The organism is Micromonospora sp. GCM10011542 (assembly GCF_042650685.1).
Lineage (GTDB): Bacteria > Actinomycetota > Actinomycetes > Mycobacteriales > Micromonosporaceae > Micromonospora.
Map to the genome: position 1 here is coordinate 1 of NZ_JBHSBO010000050.1, position 25,519 is coordinate 25,519.

A 25,519-nucleotide genomic window follows, 5' to 3' on the forward strand; every position below is an offset into this window, starting at 1 on the left:
CAGCCCGACGCCTCGACGACGAACTCAACCAGAAGTAGCCCTCCAGTTACCCAACACTCTCTCAGACGGTGAGGAGGCGTTTGGGGTGCATACCGTCGACCATGCCGAGGAACGGCGGGTGGATGCTGTAGCCCATCATCCGGCGGATGTCCTCCGACACCGCACGGACCGTGTCCCGGTCAGTGGCCAGGGAGAACGCCTCCTGGGTGCGCAACCAGGGTTCGCAGTACTGTGCGGTGACGGCGAGGCGGGCCCGCGCGGACCGGTTGGCGCCACCGCCGTGCCACAGTGTTCCGACGAAGAACACGCACGAGCCAGGCGGCATCACGACTCTGTGCTGAATGTCGTCGTCGCCCGGCCGGCGGTCGTCGTCCCAGCGGTGGCTGCCAGGCAGGACCACGGTGGCGCCGTTGTCGTCGGTGAAGGCGTCGATGGCCCACACCGTCGCTGCTCCCAAGGGTGCTCGTGGCCGGGGAACCGGGTACACCGCGTCGTCCGGGTGCAGAAGCTGCGCGGCCTCACCCGGGTTGATGTTGATGACCTGTAGCTGCGAGAGCAGGTAGTTGGGCAGGAACAGCCGGTCCAGGAGGGCCAGGACCCGTGGATGGTCGACGAGTTGGTCGCAGGCACGGGTCTTGTTGAGCACGCTGTAGACGCGCTGGGTGCGTTCGCCCTCGAAGGCGTTGCGGCCGGTCTGGTCCAGGAACGGCGTCACGGCCTGCCGGATCTGTTCGCACTCCTCGGGGCTGATCAGGTTCGGCAGGAGGACGTAGCCGTCGCGTTCGAGGTGGGCGATGTCGGTGTCCACGACGGCGGGGTCCACGGCGGTGCCGGCGCTGCCCGTGGCCCTATGCCGCCGAGCCAGATCGCGCGTCAGATCCTGAAGTTCCGCGACCGTGTGCGCCGGAGCGGTATCGGCCTTCGACGACATGACCAGGTCCTCCTACTTCTTCTCGTCAAGGCTGGTGGTCGTCAGGCCCACCGCACCGCGCACGACGGTCCACAGCTCGGCGATCATGTCGTCGACGGCTGGCCGGGATTCGCGGGTGAGCGCGACGGAAAGCATGGTGTTGATTCCGCCGAGCGTGGCCGCGGCCAGGAACTCCGGGTCGCGGTCGGCGGGCAGTTCGCCGGTGCGCTGCGCGTGGGCGATGTTGCGTGCGCCGACTTCGATCAGCAGGTGCAGGTGGCGGGTGTTGGCGGCGGCGACCTCCGCGTCGCCCGCCAGGCCGTTCAGCACCACCGGCGCCAGCGGGTCGGCGTACAGCGCCGTCACCCAGTCGCGGATCCGCTGCTGCTCGCGATCCACCCAGGTCGGGGCTTCATACGTGCGCAGCGCGGCGGCGTTCGCCAGGCGCTCGTAGAAGGCGTCGAGGAGCGCGATCAGCAGGCCGCTTCGGGTGCCGAAGTACCGGTACGGCAGGCCAGCGCTCACGCCGGCCCGACGCGCGACTGCGGCCACCTCCATCTGCCCGGTCTCGCCGAGCTCGTCGGCCGCAGCTCGCAGTAGCTTCTCTCGCGCTGCGGCGCCCCGTGGCATCTTCGGTGTCGTCACAACGCAAAGGTAAGTTGAGTTCAACTCAACGTCAAGGCGGGGCGGGGCGAGCGGCGGATGTGCGAAACCAGGGGCGTTGAGAATAAGTTGAACTCAACTTAGTGTGTGAGACATGGACGGGCAGCAATGGTCCACCCGAGGTGTCGAACTGCGGACGCCTGCCGGAGCGCCGATCATGACGGCCCGTGCGGTGCTCGGCCCACGATCGTCCACATCGAGCTGAGGAACCCATGTCGAACCTGACCGCACTCGCCGCACTGACCGCCGCGGCCCTGACGGTCGTCGCCGTCGCCGTGCGCCGGCCCCCGTCCGCCACCCGCTGGCTGCGCCGAGCCGCGCTGGTCATCACCGTGCTCGTGGCCGGAGTGCTCACACCGTACACCGTCGCCGACAGCGGCGCGGCGGCGTGGTATCTCCTCGGCGTGCCGGTCGTCGTCGCTGCCCTGCCGGTCGCTGCCGACCAGATCGGGATCGGCCGTCTCGCCGCCGACGTCATCGGCGCGCTCGCCATGACCGGATGGGCGCTCCTGCTCGGTCTCGGTATCGGCCCGGCGCTGTTCCCGTCCGCGTTGCTGATGATCGTTGTCGTGGCCCTCGACGTCGCACACCAGGGCCGGCGACCGGCTAGCCTCTGACGACCGGGTGACACAACAGCGACGCCGCCTGTGAACGGAATCGCGAAGCGCTCTCTCCGGCAGGATCGGCATTCGGAAGCCCCACGCCCCTACCACCCGAGGAGGACCCGTGCGCAAGCCGACCAGGACCGCAGCGATCCTCTTCGGGCTCGGCGTCGGCGCCGCCGTCGGGCCATCGCTCGGGTCGGCTGCGGTCTGGTCCGGTGCCGCGATCGCCGGGCTCGGCGTCGCGCTCTCCCTGGTCGGTACGACGGAACGCGATCTCGTCGAGGACCGCCCGGTCGGCGGCGGCGAGGAGACCGGGGTGGCCGGCGACGCGACGACCGCGGTCGTGACGGAACGACGACGGGGAAACCAGCAGCGGCCAACCCTCAGCGGCCTGGGCACCCGGGTCGAACAGATCATCGAACTCGCCGAGGAACAGGCCGACGACCACCGCGCCGCGGCTCGGCTGGAAGCCGAGCGGATCGTGACCGCCGCCCGGCGGGAGGCGGAGGCCATCCTGAACCGGGCGCACGGACAGGCGACCGGCATCCGCCCGGATCCGTCTCCGATACCGCCCACCCGGGCGCCGTCAGCGGACGAAGGCCCCAGCCCGCACGCCTGACGCAGGCGGAGCCGTCGGGCGGTGCGCGCCGCCGGCTGTGCGAGGATCGTCGATGTGATCGATCCCCACGGCGGCGGGGCACGCCGAGGCACCGGGCCGGATCGGGCCAGCCGCGGGCGGTCGGCCCGATGACCGGGGGTCGGCTGCTCGCGGTGAGCGACCTGCACGTGGCGTACGCCGAGAACCGGGCCGTCGTCGACGGCCTGCGGCCGGAGTACGACGAGGACTGGCTGATCGTCGCCGGTGACGTGGCGGAGCGGTTCGCCGACGTGGCGGCCACCCTGGGCCGGCTGCGCGAGCGGTTCGCCACGGTGGTCTGGGCTCCGGGCAACCACGAGCTGTGGACCGTGCCCGACGACCCGGTCGCGCTGCGCGGCGCGGCGCGGTACGCGGAGCTGGTCCGGATGTGCCGGGAGTTGGGCGTGCTCACCCCGGAGGACGCGTATCCGGTGTGGACGGGCCCGGGTGGTCCGGCGCTGGTGGCGCCGCTGTTCCTGCTCTACGACTACACGTTCCGGGCCCCCGGCACCCGGACCACCGAGGAGTCGCTGCGTCGGGCGTACGACGCCGGGATCGTCTGCACCGACGAGGTGCTGCTGCACCCCGACCCGTACCCCGGCCGGGACGCCTGGTGCGCGGCCCGGGTCGCGCTCACCGAGCGGCGGCTGGCCGACTGCGATCCGGACCTGCCCACGGTGCTGGTCAACCACTTCCCTCTGGTACGGGAGCCGACCCGGGTGCTGCGGCATCCGGAGTTCGCCCAGTGGTGCGGTACCGAGGCCACCGCCGACTGGCATGTGCGGTTCCGGGCGGCCGCCGTGGTCTACGGCCACCTGCACATCCCGCGGACCACCTGGTACGACGGGGTCCGGTTCGAGGAGGTCTCGCTCGGTTACCCACGCGAATGGGGGCCGCGCGGCACCGGGTACGCGCCGCGCGTGGTGCTTCCGGGCCGGCGATGCAGCGGATGACGGCTACGGCTGCGGCGGCGGAGGCGACTGGAGGACGTCCGCGCAGCGGTCGAGGAAGAGCAGCCGGGCGCGCTTGTGCGGCAGGTCGATCAGCGGGCCGGGCTGGAAGCCGGTGCGCAGCAGCCGCGCGACGGCCCGCTCGTTGCGGGCGTCGGGTTCCACCACTACCCGCAGCCGCTCGGGGTCGGCGAACACGAAGTCCAGGATCGCGCCGAGCAGGTTGCCGGTGAAGCCGTGCTCGGCCGTCGTCGGGGGCCCAACCAGCAGGTGGACGCCCACGTCGCCGGGGCGTACGTCGTAGCACTCGCCGACCGGGTCGGCCTCGGGCTGGTACGTCTGCACCAGCGCCACCGGCGCCCCGTCGCGGTGCACCAGGTACGCGTGGTGGGTGTCCAGCGAGTCCAGGTACGCGTAGATCTCCCGCACCCGGTCCCGGGTCGCGTCCCGCATTCCCCAGAACCGGGCCCGCTCCTGCGTGACCCAGGCGTGCAGCAGGTCCGCGTCGTCGTCCGGTCGTACCGGCCGGATGGTGACCACGCCGAATCCGGTGCTGCCGCGCCGGTATCGGGCGGCGGGTGTCGCGTCAGTGCTCATCTCGCTCCTCGGTGAGCTTGTCCCAGTCGGTGGTCACCGGCAGCAGGTCGCCGGCCAGCCAGGCGGACGCCTGGTCGTGGTGGTGCGGGTCGTCGGGCACGCCGCAGGCGCCCAGTGGGACGACCCACCGGCTGTCCTCTCGGCGGGCGAGGTCCCAGACGAAGCGGGCCGCCGGCCCGCGGGCGCAGCGGTAGGTGACGCCGGGCACGCTGGAGGTGGCCAGCACGCAGTCGTGGTCGCCGGCGAGCCGGGGGCCGGCGTCCGGACCGGGCAGCGCCCGCCACGGCACCAACCGGTGCAGGTCACCCCAGCGCACCCTCGGCCGGCCGGCGACCTCCTCGACCGCCGCGCGGACCACCGTGGCCACGTCGAGGCCGGGCAGCCGGTCGGTGCCGAGCAGGTGCTCGAGGGCGTAGCCAACCCGTGGGGTCAGCGCCAGCCACGGCGCGAACACCTCCGGGTACGCCGGCGGATCGGCCAGCGCGGCCAATGCCGGGTCGGCGGCCAGGCGGCGCACCACGGCTGCGCGGAGGGTGGCGAAGTCGGCCGCGTCGGTGCTGTCGGCGTCCATCCGCCGGTCCCAGCGCAGCAGCCGGTCGCGCAGCGCGGCGGCGTCCGGGCCGAGGCCGGTCAGCCCGGCCAGCACCGCCAGCAGCGGTTCGGCCGAGCCCAGGTACGTGTCGGTGTGCACCACCGCCAGCTCGTCGGCGGTCCAGTCCCGGCGGGCGTCGAGCAGCTCGGCGATCCGCCGCGCCCGGTGCGGCGGGGCGAACTCGACGCCGAGCGGCGCCGCCAAGCCCCGCTCGTTGGCCATCACCGCCCGGCCGGCCACCTCGGCCCGGGGCAGCGGCGCGTGCCAGCCGCGCCACGCGTGCTCGGCCCGCCAGGCCGGCACGACCCGCAGCCGGTTGTCGGCGTGCCGGACCGGCACCGCGCCGGCGACCCGGTGCAGCAGCCCACCGGCGATGTCTGCCGCCTGCACCACGTTGACCGGCTCGACCCAGTGCCGCAGCGCCCGGTCCACATCGGCCACCGTCCGGGCGCGCAGCAGCTCGGGCAGCGCCGCGAAACCGAGTTCCGCCCGTACCCGGGGCGGACAGCGCAGGCTCATCGCGCTGCCCTGGTCCGGCCCGCCGGCGATCACCGGACCCCGGTCGGTCTCCACCACCTCGACGTCGACCGGGTCCGCCCCGGCCACCTCGACTGTCTCCACGTGGGCGTGCGCGGGCCGCCAGCCGTCCGGGCCGAGCGCCTCCACGGTGCTGCCGCGCCGGCGCAGCCGCTCGGCGTACACGTCCTGGTAGTCGGCCATCGCGTTGGTGATCGCCCAGGCCACCGCCCCGGCGTGCGCGAAGTGGGGGAGCCCCGGCACGCCGGGCACCGCGAGCCCCACCACGTCGTACTCCGGACAGGCCAGCCGGATCTGCTGGTAGACGCCCGGAACCTCGATGAACCGGTGCGGGTCACCGGCGAGCAGCGCGGCCCCGGTGCCGGTGCGGTCGGCGGCGAGCAACCATCCGTTGCTGCCGGCCACCGACGGGCCGTCGGTGGCGAACAGGTCGACCGCCGCCGGGCCGAGCCGCTGCGCGACGTGCTCGCGCCAGAGCTTGGTGGGGAAACCGGCGAAGAGGATGTGGTGGCTCAGCCAGACCGCCAGCGGCGTCCAGGGCAACCACCGCCCGGGGGCCAGCCCGACGGCGGCGAACTCCGGCGCGCGGGCCGCGCCGGCGGCGAGGCCGGCGTTCACCCCGGCCACGTAGGCGTCCACCCAGGCGGCGGTCGCCGGGTCCAGCGCGGCGTGGCAGCGGCGTGCGGTGTCCGCCAGCCGGACCTGTCGGGCGAACCGGTCCCAGCCGAGCGCGTCCGCGCCGAGGAAGGCCGCGCTGGTGCCCTCGGCGCGGTGCCGCTCCACCTCGAGCTGCCAGGCCCGGTCGTACGCGGTCACCCGCCCCTGCGCCGCCGCGAGGGCGAGCGGGTCGTCGGCGCGTACGTGCGGCACGCCCCGGTCGTCCCGGAAGCGCCGGGCGGTCACGCCGGCTCCGGCGCGGGCACGCCGGTCCGGCGGCGCGCGGCGGGGATCACCAGCGGGGTCCCCGTCTCCGGGTCGTCGATCACCCGGCAGGGCAGCCCGAACACCTCGGCCACCAGGTCGGCGGTGACCACCTCACCCGGTTCGCCGGCGGCCACCACCCGCCCGTCGCGCATGGCGATCAGGTGGGTGGCGTAGCGGGCGGCGTGGTTCAGGTCGTGCAGCACCGCGACCAGGGTGCGGCCCTGCTCCTCGTGCAGTCGGGCGCAGAGGTCCAGGATCTCGATCTGGTGGGCGATGTCCAGGTACGTGGTCGGCTCGTCCAGCAGCAGCAGCGGCGTCTGCTGGGCCAGCGCCATGGCGATCCACACCCGCTGCCGCTGGCCGCCGGAGAGTTCGTCCACCGGTCGGTCGGCCAGGTCGGCGACCCCGGTGGCGGCCATCGACTCGTCGATCACCCGTTCGTCCTCGCGCGACCACTGCCGCAGCAGCCCCTGGTGCGGGTAGCGGCCCCGGGCCACCAACTCGGCGACGGTGATGCCGTCCGGCGCGATCGACGACTGCGGTAGCAGGCCGAGGGTGCGGGCCACCCTGCGGGCGGGCAGGTCGTGGATGTCGCGCCCGTCCAGCAGCACCGCCCCGGCGCTGGGGCGCAGCATCCGGGCCAGCGCGCGCAGCAGTGTGGACTTGCCGCAGGCGTTCGGGCCGATCACCACCGTGAACGACCGGTCCGGCACCGCGACGGTCAGGTTCTCGACGATGGTGCGCCGGTCGTAGGCGAGGGTCAGCGCGGTGCCGCCGAGCCGGGACGTCATGCATGCTCCTTCGATCGCTTCAGAGACGCTCACAGCCGGCCCGCCCGGCGTTGCACGGCCAGCAGCCAGACCAGGTAACCGCCGCCGATCACACCGGTTACCACGCCCACCGGGAGCTGGTGCCCGGCGAACGCGCGCTGGGCCAGCAGGTCGGCGCCGACCAGCAGCGCCGCGCCGACCGCCATCGACGGCACCAGATTCGGGCCGGGCGCCCGGGTCAGCCGCCTGGCCACGTGGGGCGCGACCAGCGCGACGAAGGACACCGGCCCGGCGGCCGCCGCGGCGAACGAGACCAGCAGCACCGCCGCAGCGAGCAGCACCAGGCGCAGCCCGCGCACCGGCACGCCGAGGGCGGCGGCCGTGTCGTCGCCCATCTCGATCATCCGCAGCGCCGGACCGCAGCCGGCCAGCACGACCGGTGCGAGCACGCCGGTGACGACGAGCAGCGGTACGGCGTTGACCCAGCCGCGCCCGTCCAGGCTGCCGGTGAGCCAGAGCACCGCGCGGGCCGCGTCCATCAACGGCGCGCGGGTCAGCAGGTAGCCGTTGACGCCGGTGAGAATCGCCGAGACGCCGATGCCGACCAGGATCAGCCGGTAGCCGTGCACCCCGCGACGCCAGGCGATCGCGTAGATCAGCAGGCCGGTGGCGAGCCCACTGGCGACCGCCGCGCCGGCCAGCGCCAGGCTGCCGCCGCCGAGCACGACCACCACCAGCGCGCCGGTCGACGCACCCTGGGTGAAGCCGAGCACGTCCGGGCTGCCCAGCGGGTTGCGGACCAGCGACTGGAACACCGCGCCGGCGAGCGCCAGGGCGGCGCCGACCAGCAGCGCGGTGACCAACCGGGGCAGTCGTAGCTCGCCCACGATGAACTCCTCGGCCGGGGTGCCGCCGCCGGTGAGCGTGCGCAGCACGTCGGCGGGGGTCATCGGGTAGTCGCCGCCGGCCACGGCGAGCAGGCCCAGGCCGGCGGCGAGCAGCGTGGCGCCGGCGCCGACCGCCAGCGCGCGGGGCCGGAACCGCAGCGACAGCCCACCGGGGGTACGCAACACGGTCATGGGTGGGCCACCCGTCCACGGGCGACCAGCCACAGGAAGAGCGGGCCGCCGAGCACGGCGGTGACCATGCCGACCTGAAGTTCCCCCGGGCGGCCCAGCACCCGGCCCAGCACGTCCGCGCCGAGCAGCAGCACCGGCGCCAGCACCGCGCAGTACGGCAGCAACCAGCGCAGGTCCGGGCCGGTCAGGGCGCGGACCAGGTGCGGCACGAGCAGCCCGACGAAGACGATCGGGCCGCAGGCCGCGGTGGCCGCGCCGCAGAGCAGGGTGACCGCCACGATGACGGCGGCCCGGATCAGCGCGGGCCGCGCGCCCAGCGCCCGGGCGGCGTTGTCGCCGAGCGCGAGGGCGTTGAGCGGGCGGGCGACACCGAGCGCGACCAGCAGGCCGAGCAGGAGAAACGGCAGGACGCGACGCACCGTCGCGGCGTCCGCGCTGGCCAGCGAACCGACCGTCCAGAATCGCAGCCGTTCCAGCGACGCGGTGTCCAGCAGCATCACCGCGCTCACGTACGAGTAGAGGGTGGCGTTGAGCGCCGCGCCGGCCAGCGCCAGCCGGGCCGGGGTGGCGCCGCGCCCGCCGCCGACGGCGTAGACCAGCGCGGTGACCGCCGCCGCGCCGAGCAGGGCGAACCACACGTACCCGCCGACGGCGGTGACGCCGAGGAAGGCGGCGGCGGTGGCGACAGCGGCCGACGCGCCGGCGTTGATGCCGAGCAGCCCCGGGTCAGCGAGGGGGTTGCGGGTCAGCGCCTGCATCACCGCCCCGGCCACACCGAGCGCCGCCCCGGCGAGCAGCCCCAGCAGGGTGCGGGGCAGGCGCATCCGGTGCACCACCGCGTACTCGGCGGCGTCGCGGTGCAGCAGCCCGGACCAGACGTCGGCGAGCGGCAGGTGCTTCGCGCCGACGGCGATGCTCAGCAGCAGGATCACGCCGAGCAGCGCCACGGCGCCGAGCAGGCCGGCGGCGCGGGCCGCGTGTCGGGCGCGCCGGGCCGGCGGCGGTACGGAGGGCGGTGCCGGCGACCCGGCCGGCACGCGGGGTGCCGGGTGGGTGACCGAGGGTGTGGCGTCCAGTGTGGGCTCCGGGGTGTGGCGACACGGCGAACGGCTGTTGACAACGACGAGCGAGGTTAGGCTAACCTAACCGCGCTGTCCGGGTCGCCCCGACCTTCCCTTGATCGAAAGACGACACCATGCCCGATGCCCTGTCCGCCCGCCGACTCTCGCGCCGCGGCCTTTTCGCCGCCGGTAGCGCCGCCACGCTGGCCACCCTGCTGGCCGCCTGCGGCCAGGACGACGCCGCAAAGCCCGTAACCAGAAAGGAAAGTGTGCCCTGGTCGTTCACGGACGACCGCAACCAGAAGGTCGACGCGGCGGCGCGGCCGAGTCGCGTGGTCGCCTTCACCGGAGTGGCGGCAGCTCTGGTCGATTTCGGTCTCGACAAGCAGCTCGTCGGCGTGTTCGGCGAGACCAGGCGGGCCGACGGCACGGCCGAACCGCAGGCCGGTGACCTAAACGTCGAGGCGGTGCAGATCCTCGGCAATACCTGGGGCGAGTTCAGCCTTGAGAAGTACGCGGCGCTGCGCCCCGACCTCCTGGTCACCCACATGTACGACCCGGGTGCGCTCTGGTACGTGCCGGACGAGAGCAAGGACAAGATCCTGCCGCTGGCGCCCAGCGTGGCGATCACCACCGCGCGGGTGCCGATGACCAAGCCGATCGAGCGGTACGCCGCCCTGGCCGAGTCGCTCGGCGCGGACCTGTCCGCGAAGAAGGTCACCGACGCCAGGGCCCGCTTCGACGCCGCCGCCGAGGCGGTCCGGCAGGCCGTCAAGGCCAACCCGGGCATCAAGGTGATGGCCTGCTCCGGCAGCCCCGACCTGTTCTATGTCTCCAACCCGAAGGTCAGCACCGACCTGATGTACTTCGCCGAGCTGGGCGTGGACATCGTGGTGCCCACCAAGCTCGAGGCCGGCGACTACTTCGAGGCACTGAGCTGGGAGAACACCGGCAAGTTCCCGGCCGATCTGCTCCTGCTGGACAACCGCGGCACCGCGTTGCAGCCCAAGGACCTCACCGCCAAGCCCACCTGGCAGCAACTGCCGGCGGTCAAGGCCAACCAGGTGACCCCGTGGGACGCGGTGCCCCGCTTCTCGTACGCCGGCGCGGCTCCGCTGCTGGAGAACCTCGCGACCGCCATCCGGAACGCGAAGAAGGTCAGCTGACGCCATGACCACGAGCACCGCCGAACCCGTCGCTCTGCAGTACCGCTTCTACGCCGCGCACGTCGTGCGGGCCCGCCGGATCGGCGCGTCGCTGATCCGGGTCACCCTCGGCGGCGCGGAGCTGGCCGACTTCGCCGGCGGCGGCCGGGACCAGAGCGTCTCGCTGTTCCTGCCGCACCCCGGACAGGACACCCCGGTGGTCCCGATCGAGCTGGGCGAGGACTGGTTCGGCGCGTGGCGCGTCCTGCCGGCCGACGTCCGCGCCGTCATGCGCTCGTACACCATCCGGCAGCAGCGCCCCGCCGCCGCCGAGGTCGACATCGACTTCGTGGCCCACGGCGACACCGGCCCCGCCTCGCGCTGGGCGGGCCGGGCGACGCCGGGGGACCGGGTGCTGCTGCTCGGCCCGGCCGTGCACGACAACCGCAGCGTCTGCTTCCGCCCACCGGACGGCACCGACCTGGTGCTGCTGGCCGCCGACGAGACCGCGCTGCCCGCCGCCGCCGGCATCCTGGCCTGGCTGCCCGCCGGCACCCGGGTCCGTGCCTGGATCGAGGTGCCGGACGCCGCCGACATCACCGAGCTGCCCACCGCCGCGGACGCGGAGATCAGCTGGATCGTGCGCGGCAGCACGTCGCCCGGCAGCGACCTGCTGGTCGACGCGGTCCGCGCCGCCCGGCTGCCCGCCGCCACCCCGTACGCCTGGATCGCCGGCGAGGCCGGCGCGGTGCGCGCGCTGCGGCGGCACCTGGTCGGCGAGCGCGGCATCGACCGTCGACGGGTGACTTTCGGCGGCTACTGGCGGCGCGGGGTCTCCGAGGAGGACCTGCGCGCCGAGGCGCTGGCCGACGCCACCGCCTGACGGCGGACCCATCCCGCAGCATCACCCGGAACCCCCGGCGCGCGACGGCGCCGGGGGAGGGTTCCGGCTGCCCATCGCCCGAGACCCTGGAGGACATCCCGTGACCGTGCCGACGTACCCCGTCGAGACCACCGACCCGCCGCCGGCGCCGGCCACCGCGCACGCCCACCTGCTGCACGGCGGCTCGGTCGAGCAGTACCGGCGGGCGCTCGCCGAGGGCGTGGACCGGGTCGCCGGCCGGGTGGCCGCCGCGGACCGGCCCGGCACCGGGATCACCCCGGCCCAGCTGGCCCCGCGCGTCGACCGCGTCGACCTGGACCGGCCGCTGGGCGACGCGGGGGCCGCCCTGGACGAGCTGGAGGACGTCTACCTGCGCGACGCCGTGTGGTTCCACCACCCCCGCTACCTGGCCCATCTCAACTGCCCGGTGGCCATTCCGGCGTTGCTCGGCGAGGCGGTGCTCACGGCCGTCAACTCCTCGCTGGACACCTGGGACCAGAGCGCCGGGGCGACCCTGATCGAGCGGCGGCTGATCGACTGGACCGCCGCGCGGGTCGGCCTCGGCCCGGCCGCCGACGGCGTGTTCACCAGCGGCGGCAGCCAGTCCAACCTGCACGCGCTGCTGCTCGCCCGGGAGGAGGCGTGCGCCGCCGCGACCGACCCGGCGGCGCGGGCCGACCTGCTGCCCCGGCTGCGGGTGCTCACCTCCACGGCCGGGCACTTCAGCGTGCAGAAGTCGGCCAAGCTGCTCGGCCTGGCACCGGACGCGGTGATCGCCGTGCCGACCGACGCGCAGCGGCGGATCCGGCCCGCCGCCGTCCGCGCGGAGATCGACCGCTGCCGGCGGGCCGGGCAGGTGGTGATGGCCGTCGTCGCCACCGCCGGCACCACCGACTTCGGCTCCATCGACCCCCTCGCCGACCTGGCCAGGGTGTGCGCGGCGGCCGGCGTCTGGCTGCACGTGGACGCCGCCTACGGCTGCGGGTTGCTGGTCTCGCCGACCCGGCGGCACCTGCTCGACGGCATCGAGGGCGCCGACTCGGTCACCGTCGACTACCACAAGTCGTTCTTCCAGCCGGTCAGCTCCAGCGCACTGCTGGTCCGCGACCGGCGGGTGCTGCGGCACGCCACCTACCACGCCGACTACCTCAACCCGGCGCGGATGGCGCAGCAGCGCATCCCCAACCAGGTGGACAAGAGCCTGCAGACCACCCGCCGCTTCGACGCGCTCAAGCTCTGGCTGACCCTGCGCGTGCTCGGCCCGGACGCGCTCGGCGGGCTCTTCGACGAGGTGCTCGACCGGGCCGCCGACGCGTGGCGGCTGGTCAGCGCGGACCCTCGCTTCGAGGTGGTGACCCGCTCGGCGCTGAGCACCGTGGTCTTCCGCTACCTGCCCACCGGCCCCGGCCGCGAGTTCGCCGACGCGGCCAACCTGCACGCGCGGGAGGCGCTGGCCGCCTCCGGCGCCGCTCTGGTCGCCGGCACCCGGGTGGACGGCCGGCACTTCCTCAAGTTCACCCTGCTCAACCCGGCGACCACGCTCGACGACGTCGCTCACGTGCTGGACCTGATCGCCACCCACGCCGGCCGGTACGTGCACGAGCGCACCACCGCCGACCTGACCTGCTCCGTCGGCTGACGCCGGTGAGCCCGAACCCGCGCCCGGAGGGTCGCTTGTCCGCCCACGACTTCGTCGCCATTGGGCTGGGCCCGTACAACCTGGGCCTGGCCTGCCTCACCGCGCCGCTCACCGAGCTGGACGGGGTGTTCCTGGAGGCCCGGCCGAGCCTGGCCTGGCATCCCGGCATGCTGCTGGAGTCGGCCCGGTTGCAGACGCCGTTCATCGCCGACCTGGTCAGCCTCGCCGATCCCACCTCGCCGTACTCCTTCCTCAACTACCTCAAGGAGACCGGCCGGCTGTACCCGTTCTACATCCGGGAGAGCTTCTACCCGCTGCGCAGCGAGTACGACGCCTACTGCCGCTGGGCGGCGGCGAAGCTGCCGAACCTGCGCTTCGGCCAGACGGTCACCACCGTCGAGTACGGCCCCGCCGACCAGCGGTACGTGGTGCGGGCCGACACCGGCGCGGGGGAGAGCGTCGAATACCGCGCCCGGCACCTGGTCCTCGGTACCGGCACGCCGCCGCACCTGCCGGCCGCCGTCGCCGGGCTGCCCGGCGACGCGGTGCACACCTCGCGCTACCTGGAGCATCGGGACGCGCTACGCGCCAGGCGCAGCATCACGGTGGTGGGCAGCGGGCAGAGCGCCGCCGAGATCTACCACGACCTGCTGGCCGACTCCGACCGGTACGGCTACCAGCTCAACTGGGTCACCCGCTCGCCCCGGTTCTTCCCCCTCGAATACACCAAGCTCACCCTGGAGCTGACCTCACCGGACTACGTGGACTACTTCCACGCGCTGCCGGAGGCGACCCGCTACCGGCTGGAGTCCGAGCAGAAGGGCCTGTTCAAGGGGATCAACGCCGACCTGATCAACGAGATCTTCGACCTGCTCTACGCGCGCAGCGTCGACGGCCCGGTCGCCACGCGGCTGCTCACCAACACCGAACTGACCGGCGCCAGCTACCACGAGGGGGCGTACACCCTCAGGTTGCGGCAGGTGGAGCAGGACCGCGACTTCACCCTGCGTACCGAAGGGTTGGTCCTGGCCACCGGGTACCACTACCGGCCGCCCGCGTTCCTGGAGCCGGTGCGCGACCGGATCCGCTGGGACTCGCACGGCCGCTTCGACGTGGCCCGCAACTACAGCATCGACCACACCGGCCGGGGCATCTTCCTGCAGAACGCCGGCACCCACACGCACAGCATCACCTCACCCGACCTGGGCATGGGCGCGTACCGCAACTCCTGGATCATCAGCGAGCTGCTCGGCCGCGAGCACTACCCGATCGAGAAGAGCATCACCTTCCAGGAGTTCGGCGCCCCCGCCGGGGTGGTGTCGTGACCGTCCTGTACACCCGCACCGACGACCGGCTCGGCGAGTTCGCGCTGCGTACCCTCGACCCGGACGGCGACGCCGCGCTGCTGCATGCGTGGGTGACCCATCCGAAGGCGGCGTTCTGGCTGATGCAGGACGCCGACCCGGCGCGGGTGGCCGAGGAGTACCGGCGCATCGGCGCCCACCCGCACCACGACGCGTACCTGGGCCTGTGGCGCGGCCGGCCCGCCTTCCTCGCCGAGCGCTACGACCCGGCGCGGGTCGAGCTGGTCGGGCTGTACGACGCCCGGCCCGGCGACGTGGGGATGCACTTCCTCTGCGCGCCCACCGACGCCCCCGTGCACGGCTTCACCCGCGCGGTGCTGACCACGGTCCTGGAGTGGCTCTTCGCCGACCCCGCGACCCGCCGGGTGGTCGTGGAGCCGGACGTGCGCAACACCGCCGTGCACGCGTTGAACGACGCCGTCGGCTTCGTCGTCGTCGGCACCGTCGCCAAGCCGGAGAAGGATGCGCTGCTCAGCGTCTGCACCCGCGCGCGGTTCGCCGCCGCCACCGACCTCCGCGCCGCCACCGACCATGAAGGAGCACCGGCGTGACCGCCACCGCCGTACCGACCGCCGCCGTATCGCCGAGCGCCGTACCGTCCGCGCCCGCCGTGCCCGCGCCGCCGGCCGCCGTCGACCCGGTCGGGCACCTCACCCCGCAGCGCTGGGCCCGCGCCAACCGGCTGCTGGTCCGCAAGGCGCTCGCCGAGTTCGCCCACGAACGACTGATCGCGCCCGATCCCGTGCCCGGCGACGGCGACGACGGGCAGTGGTACGAGGTCCGCAGCGACGACGGCGCGGTGACCTACCGGTTCGCCGCCCGGCTGCTCGCGCTCGCGCACTGGCAGATCGACGCGGACAGCATCACCCGCCAACGCGACGGCGTGCCGCTGCCGCCCGACGCGGTGGACCTGATCCTCGAGCTGCGCGACACCCTCGGCCTCTCCGCGCGGGTGCTCCCGGTCTACCTGGAGGAGATCACCTCGACCCTGGCCGGTACGGCGTACAAGCTCGCCCGGCCGCCGGTCTCCGCCGCCGAACTGGCCGGGGCGGACTTCCAGACCATCGAGACCACGATGACCGAGGGACATCCCTGCTTCGTGGCCAACAACGGCCGGCTCGGCTTCGGCGTCGACGAGTATCACCGCCATGCCCCGGAGGCGGCCGCGCCGGTCCGGCTGGAGTGGGTGGCCGCCCACCGCGACCACTCCACGTTCAGCAGCGCCGCCGACCTCGACTACGACACCCTCATCCGCGGTGAGCTGGACCCGGGCACCCGCGCCCGGTTCGCGGCCACGATGGCCGACCTCGGGCTGGATCTCGCCGACCACCACCTGATCCCGGTGCACCCGTGGCAGTGGTGCCACAAGCTCGCCGTGACCTTCGCCGGTGAGCTGGCCGAGCGCCGCCTCGTGTACCTCGGCCCGGGCACGGACGCCCACCTGGCCCAGCAGTCCATCCGCACGTTCTTCAACGTCACCGAGCCGACCCGGCACTACGTCAAGACCGCCCTGTCGGTGCTGAACATGGGCTTCATGCGGGGGCTGTCGGCCGCGTACATGGCGGCCACCCCGGCGATCAACGACTGGCTGGCCGACCTCATCGCCGGCGACGAGGTGCTCGCGGGCACCGGGTTGACCGTGCTCCGGGAACGGGCCGCCGTCGGATACCGGCACCGCCAGTACGAGGCAGCCACCGACCGCACCTCCCCGTACCGCAAGATGCTGGCCGCGCTGTGGCGGGAGAGCCCCGTACCCGGCCTCGCACCGGGGCGGCGACTGACCACCATGGCCGCGCTGCTGCACGTGGATTTCGACGGCGGGTCGCTGGCGGCGGCGCTGATCGCCCGGTCCGGGCTGGCGCCCGAGGTGTGGCTGCGCCGCTACCTGGACGCCTACCTGACCCCGCTGCTGCACAGCTTCTACGCGCACGACCTGGCCTTCATGCCGCACGGCGAGAACGTCATCCTGGTCCTCGACGAGCAGGACACCGTGGAGCGGGTGATCTTCAAGGACATCGCCGAGGAGATCGCGGTGATGAACGCCGAGGTGCCACTGCCGCCCGCGGTCGAGCGCATCCGCGTCGAGGTGCCCGAGGACACCAGGCTGCTGTGCGTGTTCACCGACGTGGTGGACTGCTTCCTGCGCCACCTCAACGCGGTGCTGGTCGAGGCCGGCGTGCTGGACGAGGACGCCTTCTGGCGGACCGTCGCGGCCTGCGCCGCCGACTACCTGGACCGGGTGCCGCACCTGGCCGAGCGGACCCGCCGCCACGACCTGTTCGCCCCCAAGTTCGCGCTGTCCTGCCTCAACCGCCTCCAACTGCGCGACAACCAGCAGATGATCGACCTGGCCGACCCGTCGGCCGCCCTCCAGTTCGTCGGCACCCTGACCAACCCACTGGCCCGGTACGCGCCCACCCGGTGACCCCCACCGCGAGACGATCGCGTATGCCGTTGACGCTCCCGGGCATGGCCCGGGCGCTCGATCGACGGTGCAATGGACGACATGGGATTCCTGCGTACCGTCAGCCTGCTCGCCGCCACCCTGACCACCGGCCTGACCGCCGGGTTGTTCGCCGCGTTCGGCTACGCGGTCATGCCGGGTCTGGGCCGGGCCGACGACCGGACACTGGTGGTCGCCATGCAGCGGATCAACGAGTCGATCCTCAACGGGTGGTTCGCCGTCTGCTTCGGCGGCGCGCTGGTGTTCACCCTGCTCACGGCGGCACTGCACCTGGGCGCCGGGCACCGCGCCGCGCTGCCGTGGATCGTCGGGGCGCTGGCGCTGTACCTGGTGGTGCTCGGCGTCACCGCCGCCGTGAACGTCCCGCTCAACGACGTGCTGGCCCGGGCCGGTGACGCCGACCGGGTCGCCGACCTCGCGGCACTGCGCGAGCGGTTCGAGGCGACCTGGGTGCGGTGGAACGTGGTCCGGGCCGCCGCCTCGACCGGCGCGTTCGGACTGCTCGCCTGCGCCCTGGCACGGTGACCCCCGTCACCATAATCCTTGACCAGTCAAGGAATTTGCCTCGCCGGCCCCCGGTTGCTGACAAGCGTCAGGTACGACCGGTACGAGCGAGGTAGGCGAGTTCAGATGCAGTTCGGGATCTTCGGCGTGGGGGACTTGGCGCGCGACCCGGTGAGCGGGCGGATGCCGTCCGAGCACGAGCGGATCAAGGCCGTCACGGAGTACGCGAAGCTGGCGGAGGAGGTCGGGCTGGACGTCTTCGCCATCGGCGAGCACCACAACCCGCCGTTCATCCCCTCGTCGCCCACCACCATCCTCGGGTACGTCGCGGCCCGGACCGAGAAGATCATTCTGTCCACCTCGACCACGCTGATCACCACCAACGACCCGGTGAAGATCGCCGAGGACTACGCCACGCTCCAGCACCTGGCCGACGGCCGCGTCGACCTGATCATGGGGCGCGGCAACACCGGCCCGGTCTACCCCTGGTTCGGCAAGGACATCCGCAGCGCCATCCCGCTCGCGATCGAGAACTACGACCTGCTGCGCCGGCTCTGGCGCGAGGACGTGGTCGACTGGGAGGGCAGGTTCCGTACCCCGTTGCAGTCGTTCACCGCGACCCCGCGTCCGCTGGACGGCGTGCCGCCGTTCGTGTGGCACGGCTCGATCCGTAGCACGGAGATCGCCGAGCAGGCCGCGTACTACGGCGACGGGTTCCTGCACAACAACCTCCTGTGGCCCAAGGAGCACGTCCAGCGGATGGTCGGGCTCTACCGCCGGCGGTTCGAGCACTACGGGCACGGCCCGGCGGACCAGGCGATCGTGGGCCTGGGCGCGCAGGTGTTCATGCGGCGCAACTCGCAGGACGCGGTGCGGGAGTTCCACCCGTACTTCGACAACTCGGCGGCCTATGGGCACGGGCCGTCCCTGGAGCAGACGATGCGGCAGACGGCGCTCCTGGTCGGCAGCCCGCAGCAGGTGATCGACCGGACCCTGGCCTTCCGGGAGTACGCCGGCGGCGACTACCAGCGTCAACTCTTCAACGTCGACGGGATCGGAGTGCCTCGAAAGACCGTGCTGGAGCAGATCGAGATGCTGGGCGAGGTCGTGCAGGTGCTGCGCAAGGAGTTCGCGGTGGGTCGCCCCGCTCACGTCCCGGACGCGCCGACCCACGCCTCGCTGAGGGCCGCGGCTCAGGGCGGTGCGGGGGAGGGGACGCGATGAAGCGCACCGTCGCCGTGGTGTCGGCCGGCCTGCGGCTGCCGTCGTCCACGCGGATGCTCGCCGACCGGCTGGCCGACGCGGTCCGCCGCGAGCTGGAGCGCCTCGGCGCCGAGGTCGACATCGAGCTGATCGAGGTACGCGACCACGCGCACGACCTGGTCAACAACCTGCTGGCCGGGTACCCGTCGGAGGAGCTCGAGCGGGTGCAGGACACCGTCCGCCGTGCCGACGCGCTGGTCGCGGTCACGCCGACGTTCTCCGCGTCGTACAACGGGATGTTCAAGATGTTCGTCGACGCCCTCGACGACACCGCGCTGGTCGACAAGCCGGTGCTGGTCGCCGCCACCGGCGGGACGGGGCGGCATTCCCTGGTGCTGGAGCACGCGTTGCGGCCGCTGTTCAGCTACCTGCACGCGGTCGTCGTGCCCACCGGTGTGTTCGCGGCACCCGAGGACTGGGGGGTCGGCGACGCCGCCCAGGGTTCGCTGCCGCACCGGATAGACCGGGCGGCCGGTGAACTGGCCCGCGAGGTGGACCGGCGGGACCCACCCGCTCCCGCCGACCCGTACGACGACCCGACGCCGTTCGAGCGGCTGCTCGGCGGCGCGTGACGAGGGCCCAGCTCAGTCGGCCGTGCCGACCTTCCGGAACGCGCGGGCGAGCTGGGCGAGATCGAATCCCTCGAAGTGGTCCAGGAACCGTCGTCGCACGGACGCCAGGTGGCTCGGCCAGGACTCTTCGAGGCGGGCGAAGCCGGCATCGGTGAGGACGGCGTTCCAACCGCGCGCGTCCTCCGTGCACCGGACCCGCTTGACCAGATCCAGGGACTCGAGGCGGTTGATCGTGCGGGTCATCCCGCTCAGGGAGAGCTGGCAGGCCGCGGCGAGTTCGTTCATCCGCATCTGCCGGCCCGGCGCCTCGGAGAGGTTCATGAGCGCGGTGTACTCGGTGAGGGGCAGCTGGCGTTCGCCGACCATGTCGGCGTCGATCGTCCGGGGCAGGACATACATCACCCGGCCCAGGGCGCGGACCAGCGCCTCCTCGTCGGCGTCGAGGGGTTGCAGGTGTTTCTCGGGCGTACCGGCCATGCCATCCATCCTAGTTGCTTGACGAAACAATCCGGCCCTCGCCCTGTGACGGTAACCATAGGGCGCTTTATTGCTTGACCAAACAATCACTTGCTAGCGTTCACCACGCCCGCAACGGACTTCTGAAAGGCACCAACCATGACCAGGATCGGGATCATCCTCGGCAGCACCCGCCCGGGGCGTAACGGCGAAGCCGTCGCCCGCTGGGCCCTCGACGTCGCCAAGCAGCGCACCGACGCCGAGTACGAGCTCATCGACCTGCTCGACTACAAGCTGCCGCACCTCGACGAGGCGTACCCGCCCTCGATGGGCCAGTACACCCAGCCGCACACCCTGCGCTGGGCCGAGACCATCGACTCGTTCGACGGCTTCGTGATGGTCACCCCGGAGTACAACCACTCCACCTCGGGTGCGCTGAAGAACGCCATCGACTTCCTCTTCGCCGAGTGGAACAACAAGGCCGTCGGCTTCGTCAGCTACGGCGCCCTCGGCGGCGCGCGGGCCGTGGAGCACCTGCGGCTGATCGCCGGTGAGCTCCAGATGGCCGACGTGCGGTCCCAGGTCGCGCTGTCGCTCTTCACCGACTTCGAGAACTTCAGCGTCTTCAAGCCGAACCAGCACCAGGTCGACTCGCTCAACGCCACCCTCGACCAGGTCGTGGCCTGGAGCTCCGCGCTCGCCCCGCTGCGCAAGCGCTGAGCACCTTCGCACCAATCCGGAGACGGCCGCGGGATCCCTTCCCGCGGCCGTCTTCGTGTATCCAGCGTTCCGGTGGGCGGTTCCGCCCCGGTCGGTCGCCGGCCTCCGGTGCTTGACTGGGGAAAGCGTAAGTCGTAACTTACCGTTCGTGGCTACTTACCAAGCTGATGATGTCTGGGACGCGCTGGGCGACGCCAACCGGCGCGCCATCGTCGCCTGCCTGGCCGAACGGCCGCGGGCCGTCGGCGAACTCGCCGAAGCGCTTCCCATCAGCCGACCAGCGGTCTCGCAGCACCTGAAGGTGCTCAAGGACGCCGGCCTGGTCACCGACCGCGCAGTCGGCACCCGCCGGGTCTATCGACTCAACCCGGCAGGTGTGGCCGCACTGCGCGATCAGCTCGAAACGTTCTGGAACCGCGCCCTGGACAGCTACCAGGACGTGGCCGAACAACCCACCGAGGAGGGGTCATGACCCAGGCAGCAGACATGGTGGTCCGCCGACAGATCGTTGTCGACGTGCCGATCGAACGGGCCTTCACCGTGTTCACCGAGCGGTTCGGCGATTTCAAGCCGCCGGAGCACAACCTCCTCGGCGTGGCGATCGCCGAGACCGTCTTCGAGCCGAAGGTCGGCGGTCACATCTACGACCGGGGCGTCGACGGTACCGAGTGCCGCTGGGCCCGCGTCCTCGCCTACGACCCGCCGGACCGGGTCGTGTTCAGCTGGGACATCAGCCCTCAGTGGCAGGTCGAGACCGAGCCGGACAACACCAGCGAGGTCGAGGTCACGTTCGTCGCCGAGGGGCCGCACCGCACCCGGGTGGAGCTGGAGCACCGCCACCTCGACCGACACGGACCCGGCTGGCAGGCCGTCCGTGACGGCGTCAGCCACGACGAAGGATGGCCGCTCTACCTGGCCCGGTACGCCGCCCTGTTCACCGCCGGCAGCTGACCGCGGCCGGGCACCCGCCGAGCGGTCAGTTCGGGCCGATGGCGTGGGTGGTGCCGCCGGCGACGGCATGGAGTTTGTCGGGGTTGGCGACGTTGTGGATGGCGCTGATGCGGCCGTCGGCGTCGACGGTGACGGTGACGGTCGCGATCACGCGGCCGGCGCCGCGGAACACCAGACCCGGGCCGCCGTTGATTTCGACCACCTCGGCCTGCATGTCGGCGGGCTGGACGCCCTGGTAGGCGACGGTGCCGATGGCTGCGAACCAGGTGGCCACCGTTCGTGCCCCCAGGATCGGACGCAGGGCCTGACGGACCTTGCCGCCGCCGTCGGTCCACAGGGTGACGTCGGGGGACAGCAACTCCATGAGGGTGTTGATGTCGCCACCGGTCGCGGCGGCGAAGAACCGCTCGGTGACCTCGCGCTGCCGCGACCGGTCGGCGCTGAAGCGCGGGCGCCGGGCCCGCACGTGCTCGCGAGCGCGGTGCGCGGCCTGGCGTACCGCGGCCTCGGAGCGTTCCACCACCTCCGCGATCTCGGCGTGGCTGAAGTCGAAGACCTCCCTGAGGACGAACACTGCGCGCTCGATCGGGCTGAGCGTTTCCAGCACCACCAGCATCGCCATCGACACCGACTCGGCGTCGGTCACGGTGTCGGCGGTGTCGCCGCTGGTCAGGATGGGTTCCGGGAGCCACGGCCCGACGTAGGTCTCGCGCTGATGCCGGGTGGAGCGCAGCCGCTGCATCGCGAGGTTCGACACGATCCGCGCCAGGTACGCCTTGGGGTCGGCCACCGCGGAGCGGTCGGCGGCCGACCACTTGATCCAGGCGTCCTGCACCGCATCCTCGGCGTCCGCCGCGGTGCCGAGGATGCGGTACGCCACCGCGAACAGCAGGTTGCGATGGTCGTTGAACGCCTGCTGGTCGGGCCCGGGATCGGGGTGCGGGCGGTTCACCGCGCGGCCCGCAGCCGGGTGAAGCGGCCGCCGTGGGGCCAGAACGCGCCCGAGGAGGGCATCTTCTTCATGCGGCGGTACGTCGGCCACGGCGATGCGCTCACCGTCTCCTTGTACCAGACCGCCGTGCGGCCGGTCAGACACAGCCGGCGCGGGGTGTCGTCGGGGTGGGTGAACTGCACGATCGCGTCGTGCCGCCCCAGGCTCACCGGCTGGTGGTAGTAGCCGAACCGGAACGGCCTGGGCTGCTGGCCCTTCAGCGCGCGGACGATCGACACCGCGGCGTGCACGCCGGTCGGCATGCCGCCCTGGCAGGTGCCGTGCATGACGCCGTAGCCCTGGCGGATCGCGGCCGCATCGCCCACCGCGTACACGTCGGGGTGCGACACCGACCGCAGCGCGGCGTCGGTGACGACGCGACCCCGGTCATCGACGGTCAGACCGGCGGCCGCCGCCAGCGGGGACACCCGCGTACCGGCCGTCCACAGGACGACGTCGGCGGCGATGTGCTCGCCGCCCGCCAGCTCCACCGAGCCCGACAGCACCTTCACCACCGCCGTCCCGCTGCGCACCTGGACCCCGAGGCCGTCGAGGACGGACCGCAGGTACGCCCTGGCCTTCGGGTTCATGCCCGCGCCGGTTTCCTGCCGGCCCACCAGCACGACGGTCACCTCCGGGTACCGCTCGGCGATCTCCGCCGCCGACTCGACGCCGGTCAGCCCGCTGCCGGCCACCACCACCGTGCCGCCGCCGAGCCGCGCCAGCCGGTCGGCCAGCCACCGGGCGTCGTCGGCGCTGTTCAGGGTGTACGCGTGCTCCTCGACCCCCGGCACCACCGCCGTGTCGGCCACGCTGCCCAACCCGTACACGAGCGTGTCGTAGTGCAGCACCCGACTGTCGTCGATCCGCACGGTCTTCGCGTGCGCGTCCACCGCCGTCACCCAGCCCCGCACGAACTGCGCACCCGTTCCCGCCAGCAGTGTCGGGATGTCCATCTCGGCGAGTGGCTGCCCGGTCGCCGTCATGTGCAGCCGCAACCGCTCGGTGAACCGCTCCTGCGGGTTCACCAGGGTCACCCGTACGCCCCCGCGCCGCTTGACGCGAGCCGCGAGCTGGATCGTCGCGGCCAGACCCGCGTACCCCGCGCCCAGAATCAGGACGCGGTGCCCGGTCACCGTCCCGGCCTCGTGCTGTGTGCTCATCGTTGCGCCCCTCTCGTCGTGTTGACGACCACGAGATGCGTGCAGACCATCGGTCCGTGACACGGCAGCGGCGTGACCCACGGCACAGTTATCGTCGTCGCCATGAGCCGAGGCGCCGGTGCGGTCCGGGCACCACTGTGGCGGGACCGTACGTTCGGCACCTACTGGGCCGCGCAGTCGCTCTCCGCCGCCGGCGACTCCTTCGCCTACCTGGCGGTGCCGCTGCTGGTGCTCCAGGCGACCGGTTCGGTGGCCCGGATGGGCCTGCTCACCGCCGTGGCCGGCGCGGCGTCCGTCGCCGCCGGGATCTTCGGGGGCGTGCTGGTCGACCGGTACGACCGGCGGACCCTGATGATCGTGGCGGACCTGGCCCGGCTGGCGCTCTACGCCCTGGTGCCGCTGGCCTGGCTCGCCGGCCCGCAGGTCTGGCTGCTCTTCGTGGTGCTGCCGATCTGCGAGGCGGCCGGGATGGTCTTCCAGGTCGCCGCGGTGACCGCGGTGCGCAACCTGGTCGACCGGGACCGGATCACCGAGGCCAACGGACGGCTGCAGGCGACGTACGCGGCGGCGGCCGTGGCCGGACCGCTGCTCGCCGGCGTGGTGTCCGCTCGGTTCGGCCCGGCGGCGGCCATCGCGGTCAACGCGGCGAGCTTCGCGCTCTCGGCCGCCGGTCTGTGGTTGATCCGGCTGCGTCCGACCCCGGCCGACGACGCCACGTCGGCTCACGCCGCCGACCGCCGGGAGCGTCCGCTGGCCGAGTTCCTGGCCGGGGCGCGGTTCCTGTGGCGGCAGCCCGTGCTCCGTTCGCTGACCGTCCTGCTGTCGGTCTTCATCTTCCTGACCTACGGCTTCACCGACGTGCTGGTCTACCACGTCAAGCACGACCTCGGCGGCTCCGACGGCACCGTCGGCACCGTGCTCGGCCTGGCGGCGCTCGGCACGGTCGCCGGGGCGCTGCTGGTCGCGCCGCTGCGCCGCCGGCGGGGCTTCGGCGTCACCTGGATCAGCGCGCACACGATCTGCGGTCTCGCCCTCGCGGGCGTCGGCCTGGCCGGGACCGTGCCGGCCGTCACCGTGCTGACCGCCGTCTACCTGTGCTGCCTGAGCGTGGGCGGGATCTGCTCCATGTCGCTGCGTCAGGAGATCACGCCCGACCACCTGCTCGGCCGCGTCACGTCGGCCTTCTGGAGCACGCACTACTCACTCGGGCCGGCCGGAGCGGCGGTGCTCACCTGGGCCGCCGGCCGGTACGGCGTCCCGACGACCGCCCTCGTCGCTGGGGCGGGCTGTCTGCTGGTCGCGGTGGCCGGGCTGTTCACACCGATCCGCCACGCCGGCGCTCCCGCGCAGCGACCGCCGGACGCCGCGCTGGTCGGCCAGCCCGGGTAGGCGCGGCCGGTCGACCCTGGCGGCGCGACGGACGCCAGAACTGCGCCGGGCCGTCCTCCCGGATCACCCGTCCACTGTGCCTGTCGAGCTGCCCCAGATGTGGGGCAGCTCGACAGGCACCCGCCAGCACACTGCCGTCACCCGCCCGAACTGCCGCAGGCGCCGGGGCGCAGGACGACGAGCGGTCAGAACTCCTGGTACATGACGTGTAGACCGACCCGGCCGAGGGTGGGGTGGCGGAAGGCGCCCGGCACGGTGCCGACGATGCCGAAACCCTCGCGCCGGTACAGCTCGACCGCCGACCGGTTGCTCTCCACCACGGCATTGAACTGCATTCCGGCGTACCCCTGGCGTCGCGCCCACTCCAGGGCGTCCCGGCACAGGGCCGTGCCCACGCCCCGGCCGCGCGCCTCGGCGGCCACCATGAAGCTCGCGGTGGACACGTGCGAGCCGGGCCCGGGCCGGTTGGTGCCCATCTTGGCGGTGCCGAGCAGCCGCGAGCCGTCGACCGCGACGACGGTCCGCCCCGGCGGCGCCTCCACCCACATGCCGTACGACTGCTCGGCGGTCATCGCCGGGTCATAGGGGAAAGTCTCCTGCGCCCGGATCACCTCCTCGATGATCGGCCACACCTGCGGCCAGTCCTCCGCGACGAACTCCTGTATCTGCACCGGGGGAGGCTACGGCCGC

Annotated in this window: 27 protein-coding genes; 16 read left to right on the forward strand and 11 right to left on the reverse strand. The window is 72.9% G+C overall.

Features of this window, described 5'->3' with window-relative positions; genetic code table 11:
- Nucleotides 1-61: 61 nt before the first annotated feature.
- Together ACFOW4_RS18330 and ACFOW4_RS18335 are read right to left on the reverse strand one after the other, a co-directional pair.
- The gene (locus ACFOW4_RS18330; RefSeq protein ID WP_377529271.1) at nt 62-931 is read right to left on the reverse strand and encodes a phytanoyl-CoA dioxygenase family protein; all 870 of its coding nucleotides are present in this window, start codon (nt 929-931) and stop codon (nt 62-64) included.
- 12 nt (nt 932-943) lie between these two features.
- The gene (locus ACFOW4_RS18335) at nt 944-1,555 is read right to left on the reverse strand and encodes a TetR/AcrR family transcriptional regulator (RefSeq protein WP_377529273.1); all 612 of its coding nucleotides are present in this window, start codon (nt 1,553-1,555) and stop codon (nt 944-946) included.
- A 230-nt stretch (nt 1,556-1,785) separates the two neighbouring features.
- On the opposite strand from ACFOW4_RS18335, the gene ACFOW4_RS18340 reads away from it, so the two are divergent.
- The 3 genes from ACFOW4_RS18340 to ACFOW4_RS18350 all read left to right on the forward strand — a co-directional run bounded on the left by ACFOW4_RS18340 (nt 1,786) and on the right by ACFOW4_RS18350 (nt 3,768).
- Nucleotides 1,786-2,190, forward strand: a complete 405-nt coding sequence (locus ACFOW4_RS18340) for a hypothetical protein (RefSeq protein WP_377529275.1) — start codon at nt 1,786-1,788, stop codon at nt 2,188-2,190.
- A 109-nt stretch (nt 2,191-2,299) separates the two neighbouring features.
- On the forward strand, nt 2,300-2,797 hold the full coding sequence (locus ACFOW4_RS18345; RefSeq protein WP_377529276.1) for a DivIVA domain-containing protein: 498 nt from the start codon (nt 2,300-2,302) through the stop codon (nt 2,795-2,797).
- Nucleotides 2,798-2,925: 128 nt separating this feature from the next.
- Complete coding sequence (locus tag ACFOW4_RS18350; protein WP_377529277.1) at nt 2,926-3,768, forward strand: metallophosphoesterase family protein; 843 nt, start codon at nt 2,926-2,928, stop codon at nt 3,766-3,768.
- Nucleotides 3,769-3,771: 3 nt separating this feature from the next.
- On the opposite strand, the gene ACFOW4_RS18355 is transcribed toward ACFOW4_RS18350, so the two are convergent.
- Genes ACFOW4_RS18355 through ACFOW4_RS18375 form a run of 5 tightly spaced genes read right to left on the reverse strand, consistent with a single transcriptional unit; the run spans nt 3,772 to nt 9,340 of the window.
- The gene (locus ACFOW4_RS18355) at nt 3,772-4,362 is read right to left on the reverse strand and encodes a GNAT family N-acetyltransferase (RefSeq protein WP_377529280.1); all 591 of its coding nucleotides are present in this window, start codon (nt 4,360-4,362) and stop codon (nt 3,772-3,774) included.
- Nucleotides 4,352-6,394, reverse strand: a complete 2,043-nt coding sequence (locus ACFOW4_RS18360) for a penicillin acylase family protein (protein ID WP_377529281.1) — start codon at nt 6,392-6,394, stop codon at nt 4,352-4,354. Before ACFOW4_RS18360 ends, ACFOW4_RS18355 begins: the two co-directional genes overlap by 11 nt.
- On the reverse strand, nt 6,391-7,206 hold the full coding sequence (locus ACFOW4_RS18365) for an ABC transporter ATP-binding protein (protein WP_377529284.1): 816 nt from the start codon (nt 7,204-7,206) through the stop codon (nt 6,391-6,393). The genes ACFOW4_RS18360 and ACFOW4_RS18365 overlap by 4 nt, the downstream gene beginning before the upstream one ends.
- A 29-nt stretch (nt 7,207-7,235) precedes the next feature.
- On the reverse strand, nt 7,236-8,264 hold the full coding sequence (locus ACFOW4_RS18370; RefSeq protein ID WP_377529285.1) for a FecCD family ABC transporter permease: 1,029 nt from the start codon (nt 8,262-8,264) through the stop codon (nt 7,236-7,238).
- Nucleotides 8,261-9,340 (reverse strand): FecCD family ABC transporter permease, encoded by a 1,080-nt coding sequence (locus tag ACFOW4_RS18375; RefSeq protein ID WP_377529723.1) that lies wholly within the window; start codon nt 9,338-9,340, stop codon nt 8,261-8,263. Before ACFOW4_RS18375 ends, ACFOW4_RS18370 begins: the two co-directional genes overlap by 4 nt.
- 119 nt (nt 9,341-9,459) lie before the next feature.
- Here ACFOW4_RS18375 and ACFOW4_RS18380 point away from each other — a divergent pair, with 119 nt between their 5' ends.
- The 9 genes from ACFOW4_RS18380 (at nt 9,460) to ACFOW4_RS18420 (ending at nt 19,159) form a co-directional block, all read left to right on the forward strand.
- Nucleotides 9,460-10,491: an ABC transporter substrate-binding protein gene (locus ACFOW4_RS18380; RefSeq protein ID WP_377529288.1), complete on the forward strand. Its 1,032-nt coding sequence runs from the start codon at nt 9,460-9,462 to the stop codon at nt 10,489-10,491.
- Nucleotides 10,492-10,495: 4 nt separating this feature from the next.
- Complete coding sequence (locus tag ACFOW4_RS18385; RefSeq protein ID WP_377529289.1) at nt 10,496-11,353, forward strand: siderophore-interacting protein; 858 nt, start codon at nt 10,496-10,498, stop codon at nt 11,351-11,353.
- A 100-nt stretch (nt 11,354-11,453) separates the two neighbouring features.
- Nucleotides 11,454-12,992 carry a pyridoxal phosphate-dependent decarboxylase family protein gene (locus ACFOW4_RS18390; protein WP_377529291.1) on the forward strand — a complete coding sequence of 513 codons (1,539 nt, stop codon included), beginning with the start codon at nt 11,454-11,456 and terminating at the stop codon, nt 12,990-12,992.
- 35 nt (nt 12,993-13,027) lie between these two features.
- On the forward strand, nt 13,028-14,317 hold the full coding sequence (locus ACFOW4_RS18395) for a lysine N(6)-hydroxylase/L-ornithine N(5)-oxygenase family protein (protein ID WP_377529293.1): 1,290 nt from the start codon (nt 13,028-13,030) through the stop codon (nt 14,315-14,317).
- A complete protein-coding gene (locus tag ACFOW4_RS18400) occupies nt 14,314-14,907 on the forward strand; it encodes a GNAT family N-acetyltransferase (RefSeq protein ID WP_377529295.1) in 594 nt (197 codons plus the stop codon). Before ACFOW4_RS18395 ends, ACFOW4_RS18400 begins: the two co-directional genes overlap by 4 nt.
- Before the next feature lie 59 nt (nt 14,908-14,966).
- Complete coding sequence (locus ACFOW4_RS18405; protein ID WP_377529724.1) at nt 14,967-16,781, forward strand: IucA/IucC family protein; 1,815 nt, start codon at nt 14,967-14,969, stop codon at nt 16,779-16,781.
- A 72-nt stretch (nt 16,782-16,853) separates the two neighbouring features.
- Nucleotides 16,854-17,345: a DUF1772 domain-containing protein gene (locus ACFOW4_RS18410; protein WP_377529297.1), complete on the forward strand. Its 492-nt coding sequence runs from the start codon at nt 16,854-16,856 to the stop codon at nt 17,343-17,345.
- A gap of 105 nt (nt 17,346-17,450) precedes the next feature.
- Nucleotides 17,451-18,548: a CE1758 family FMN-dependent luciferase-like monooxygenase gene (locus ACFOW4_RS18415; RefSeq protein ID WP_377529299.1), complete on the forward strand. Its 1,098-nt coding sequence runs from the start codon at nt 17,451-17,453 to the stop codon at nt 18,546-18,548.
- Nucleotides 18,545-19,159, forward strand: a complete 615-nt coding sequence (locus ACFOW4_RS18420; protein ID WP_377529300.1) for an FMN reductase — start codon at nt 18,545-18,547, stop codon at nt 19,157-19,159. Before ACFOW4_RS18415 ends, ACFOW4_RS18420 begins: the two co-directional genes overlap by 4 nt.
- 12 nt (nt 19,160-19,171) lie before the next feature.
- Here the strand turns inward: ACFOW4_RS18420 and ACFOW4_RS18425 are convergent, their stop codons facing one another.
- The gene (locus ACFOW4_RS18425) at nt 19,172-19,636 is read right to left on the reverse strand and encodes a MarR family winged helix-turn-helix transcriptional regulator (protein WP_377529302.1); all 465 of its coding nucleotides are present in this window, start codon (nt 19,634-19,636) and stop codon (nt 19,172-19,174) included.
- A 138-nt stretch (nt 19,637-19,774) separates the two neighbouring features.
- Between ACFOW4_RS18425 and ACFOW4_RS18430 the strand changes: the two genes are divergently transcribed.
- From ACFOW4_RS18430 to ACFOW4_RS18440, 3 genes are all read left to right on the forward strand, one after another.
- Nucleotides 19,775-20,335, forward strand: coding sequence for an NADPH-dependent FMN reductase (locus tag ACFOW4_RS18430; protein ID WP_377529303.1), 561 nt, complete (start codon nt 19,775-19,777; stop codon nt 20,333-20,335).
- 148 nt (nt 20,336-20,483) lie between these two features.
- On the forward strand, nt 20,484-20,807 hold the full coding sequence (locus ACFOW4_RS18435; protein ID WP_377529304.1) for an ArsR/SmtB family transcription factor: 324 nt from the start codon (nt 20,484-20,486) through the stop codon (nt 20,805-20,807).
- Complete coding sequence (locus tag ACFOW4_RS18440; protein ID WP_377529306.1) at nt 20,804-21,286, forward strand: SRPBCC family protein; 483 nt, start codon at nt 20,804-20,806, stop codon at nt 21,284-21,286. The genes ACFOW4_RS18435 and ACFOW4_RS18440 overlap by 4 nt, the downstream gene beginning before the upstream one ends.
- A 25-nt stretch (nt 21,287-21,311) precedes the next feature.
- Here ACFOW4_RS18440 and ACFOW4_RS18445 read toward each other — a convergent pair whose 3' ends face one another.
- Together ACFOW4_RS18445 and ACFOW4_RS18450 are read right to left on the reverse strand one after the other, a co-directional pair.
- The gene (locus ACFOW4_RS18445) at nt 21,312-22,238 is read right to left on the reverse strand and encodes an RNA polymerase sigma-70 factor (protein WP_377529307.1); all 927 of its coding nucleotides are present in this window, start codon (nt 22,236-22,238) and stop codon (nt 21,312-21,314) included.
- On the reverse strand, nt 22,235-23,440 hold the full coding sequence (locus ACFOW4_RS18450) for an NAD(P)/FAD-dependent oxidoreductase (RefSeq protein ID WP_377529309.1): 1,206 nt from the start codon (nt 23,438-23,440) through the stop codon (nt 22,235-22,237). The genes ACFOW4_RS18445 and ACFOW4_RS18450 overlap by 4 nt, the downstream gene beginning before the upstream one ends.
- A gap of 102 nt (nt 23,441-23,542) precedes the next feature.
- On the opposite strand from ACFOW4_RS18450, the gene ACFOW4_RS18455 reads away from it, so the two are divergent.
- Nucleotides 23,543-24,829, forward strand: coding sequence for an MFS transporter (locus ACFOW4_RS18455; protein ID WP_377529310.1), 1,287 nt, complete (start codon nt 23,543-23,545; stop codon nt 24,827-24,829).
- A 185-nt stretch (nt 24,830-25,014) separates the two neighbouring features.
- Here the strand turns inward: ACFOW4_RS18455 and ACFOW4_RS18460 are convergent, their stop codons facing one another.
- Entirely contained in the window at nt 25,015-25,500 is a 486-nt protein-coding gene (locus tag ACFOW4_RS18460) for a GNAT family N-acetyltransferase (protein WP_377529313.1), read from the reverse strand.
- Between the last annotated feature and the right edge of the window lie 19 nt (nt 25,501-25,519).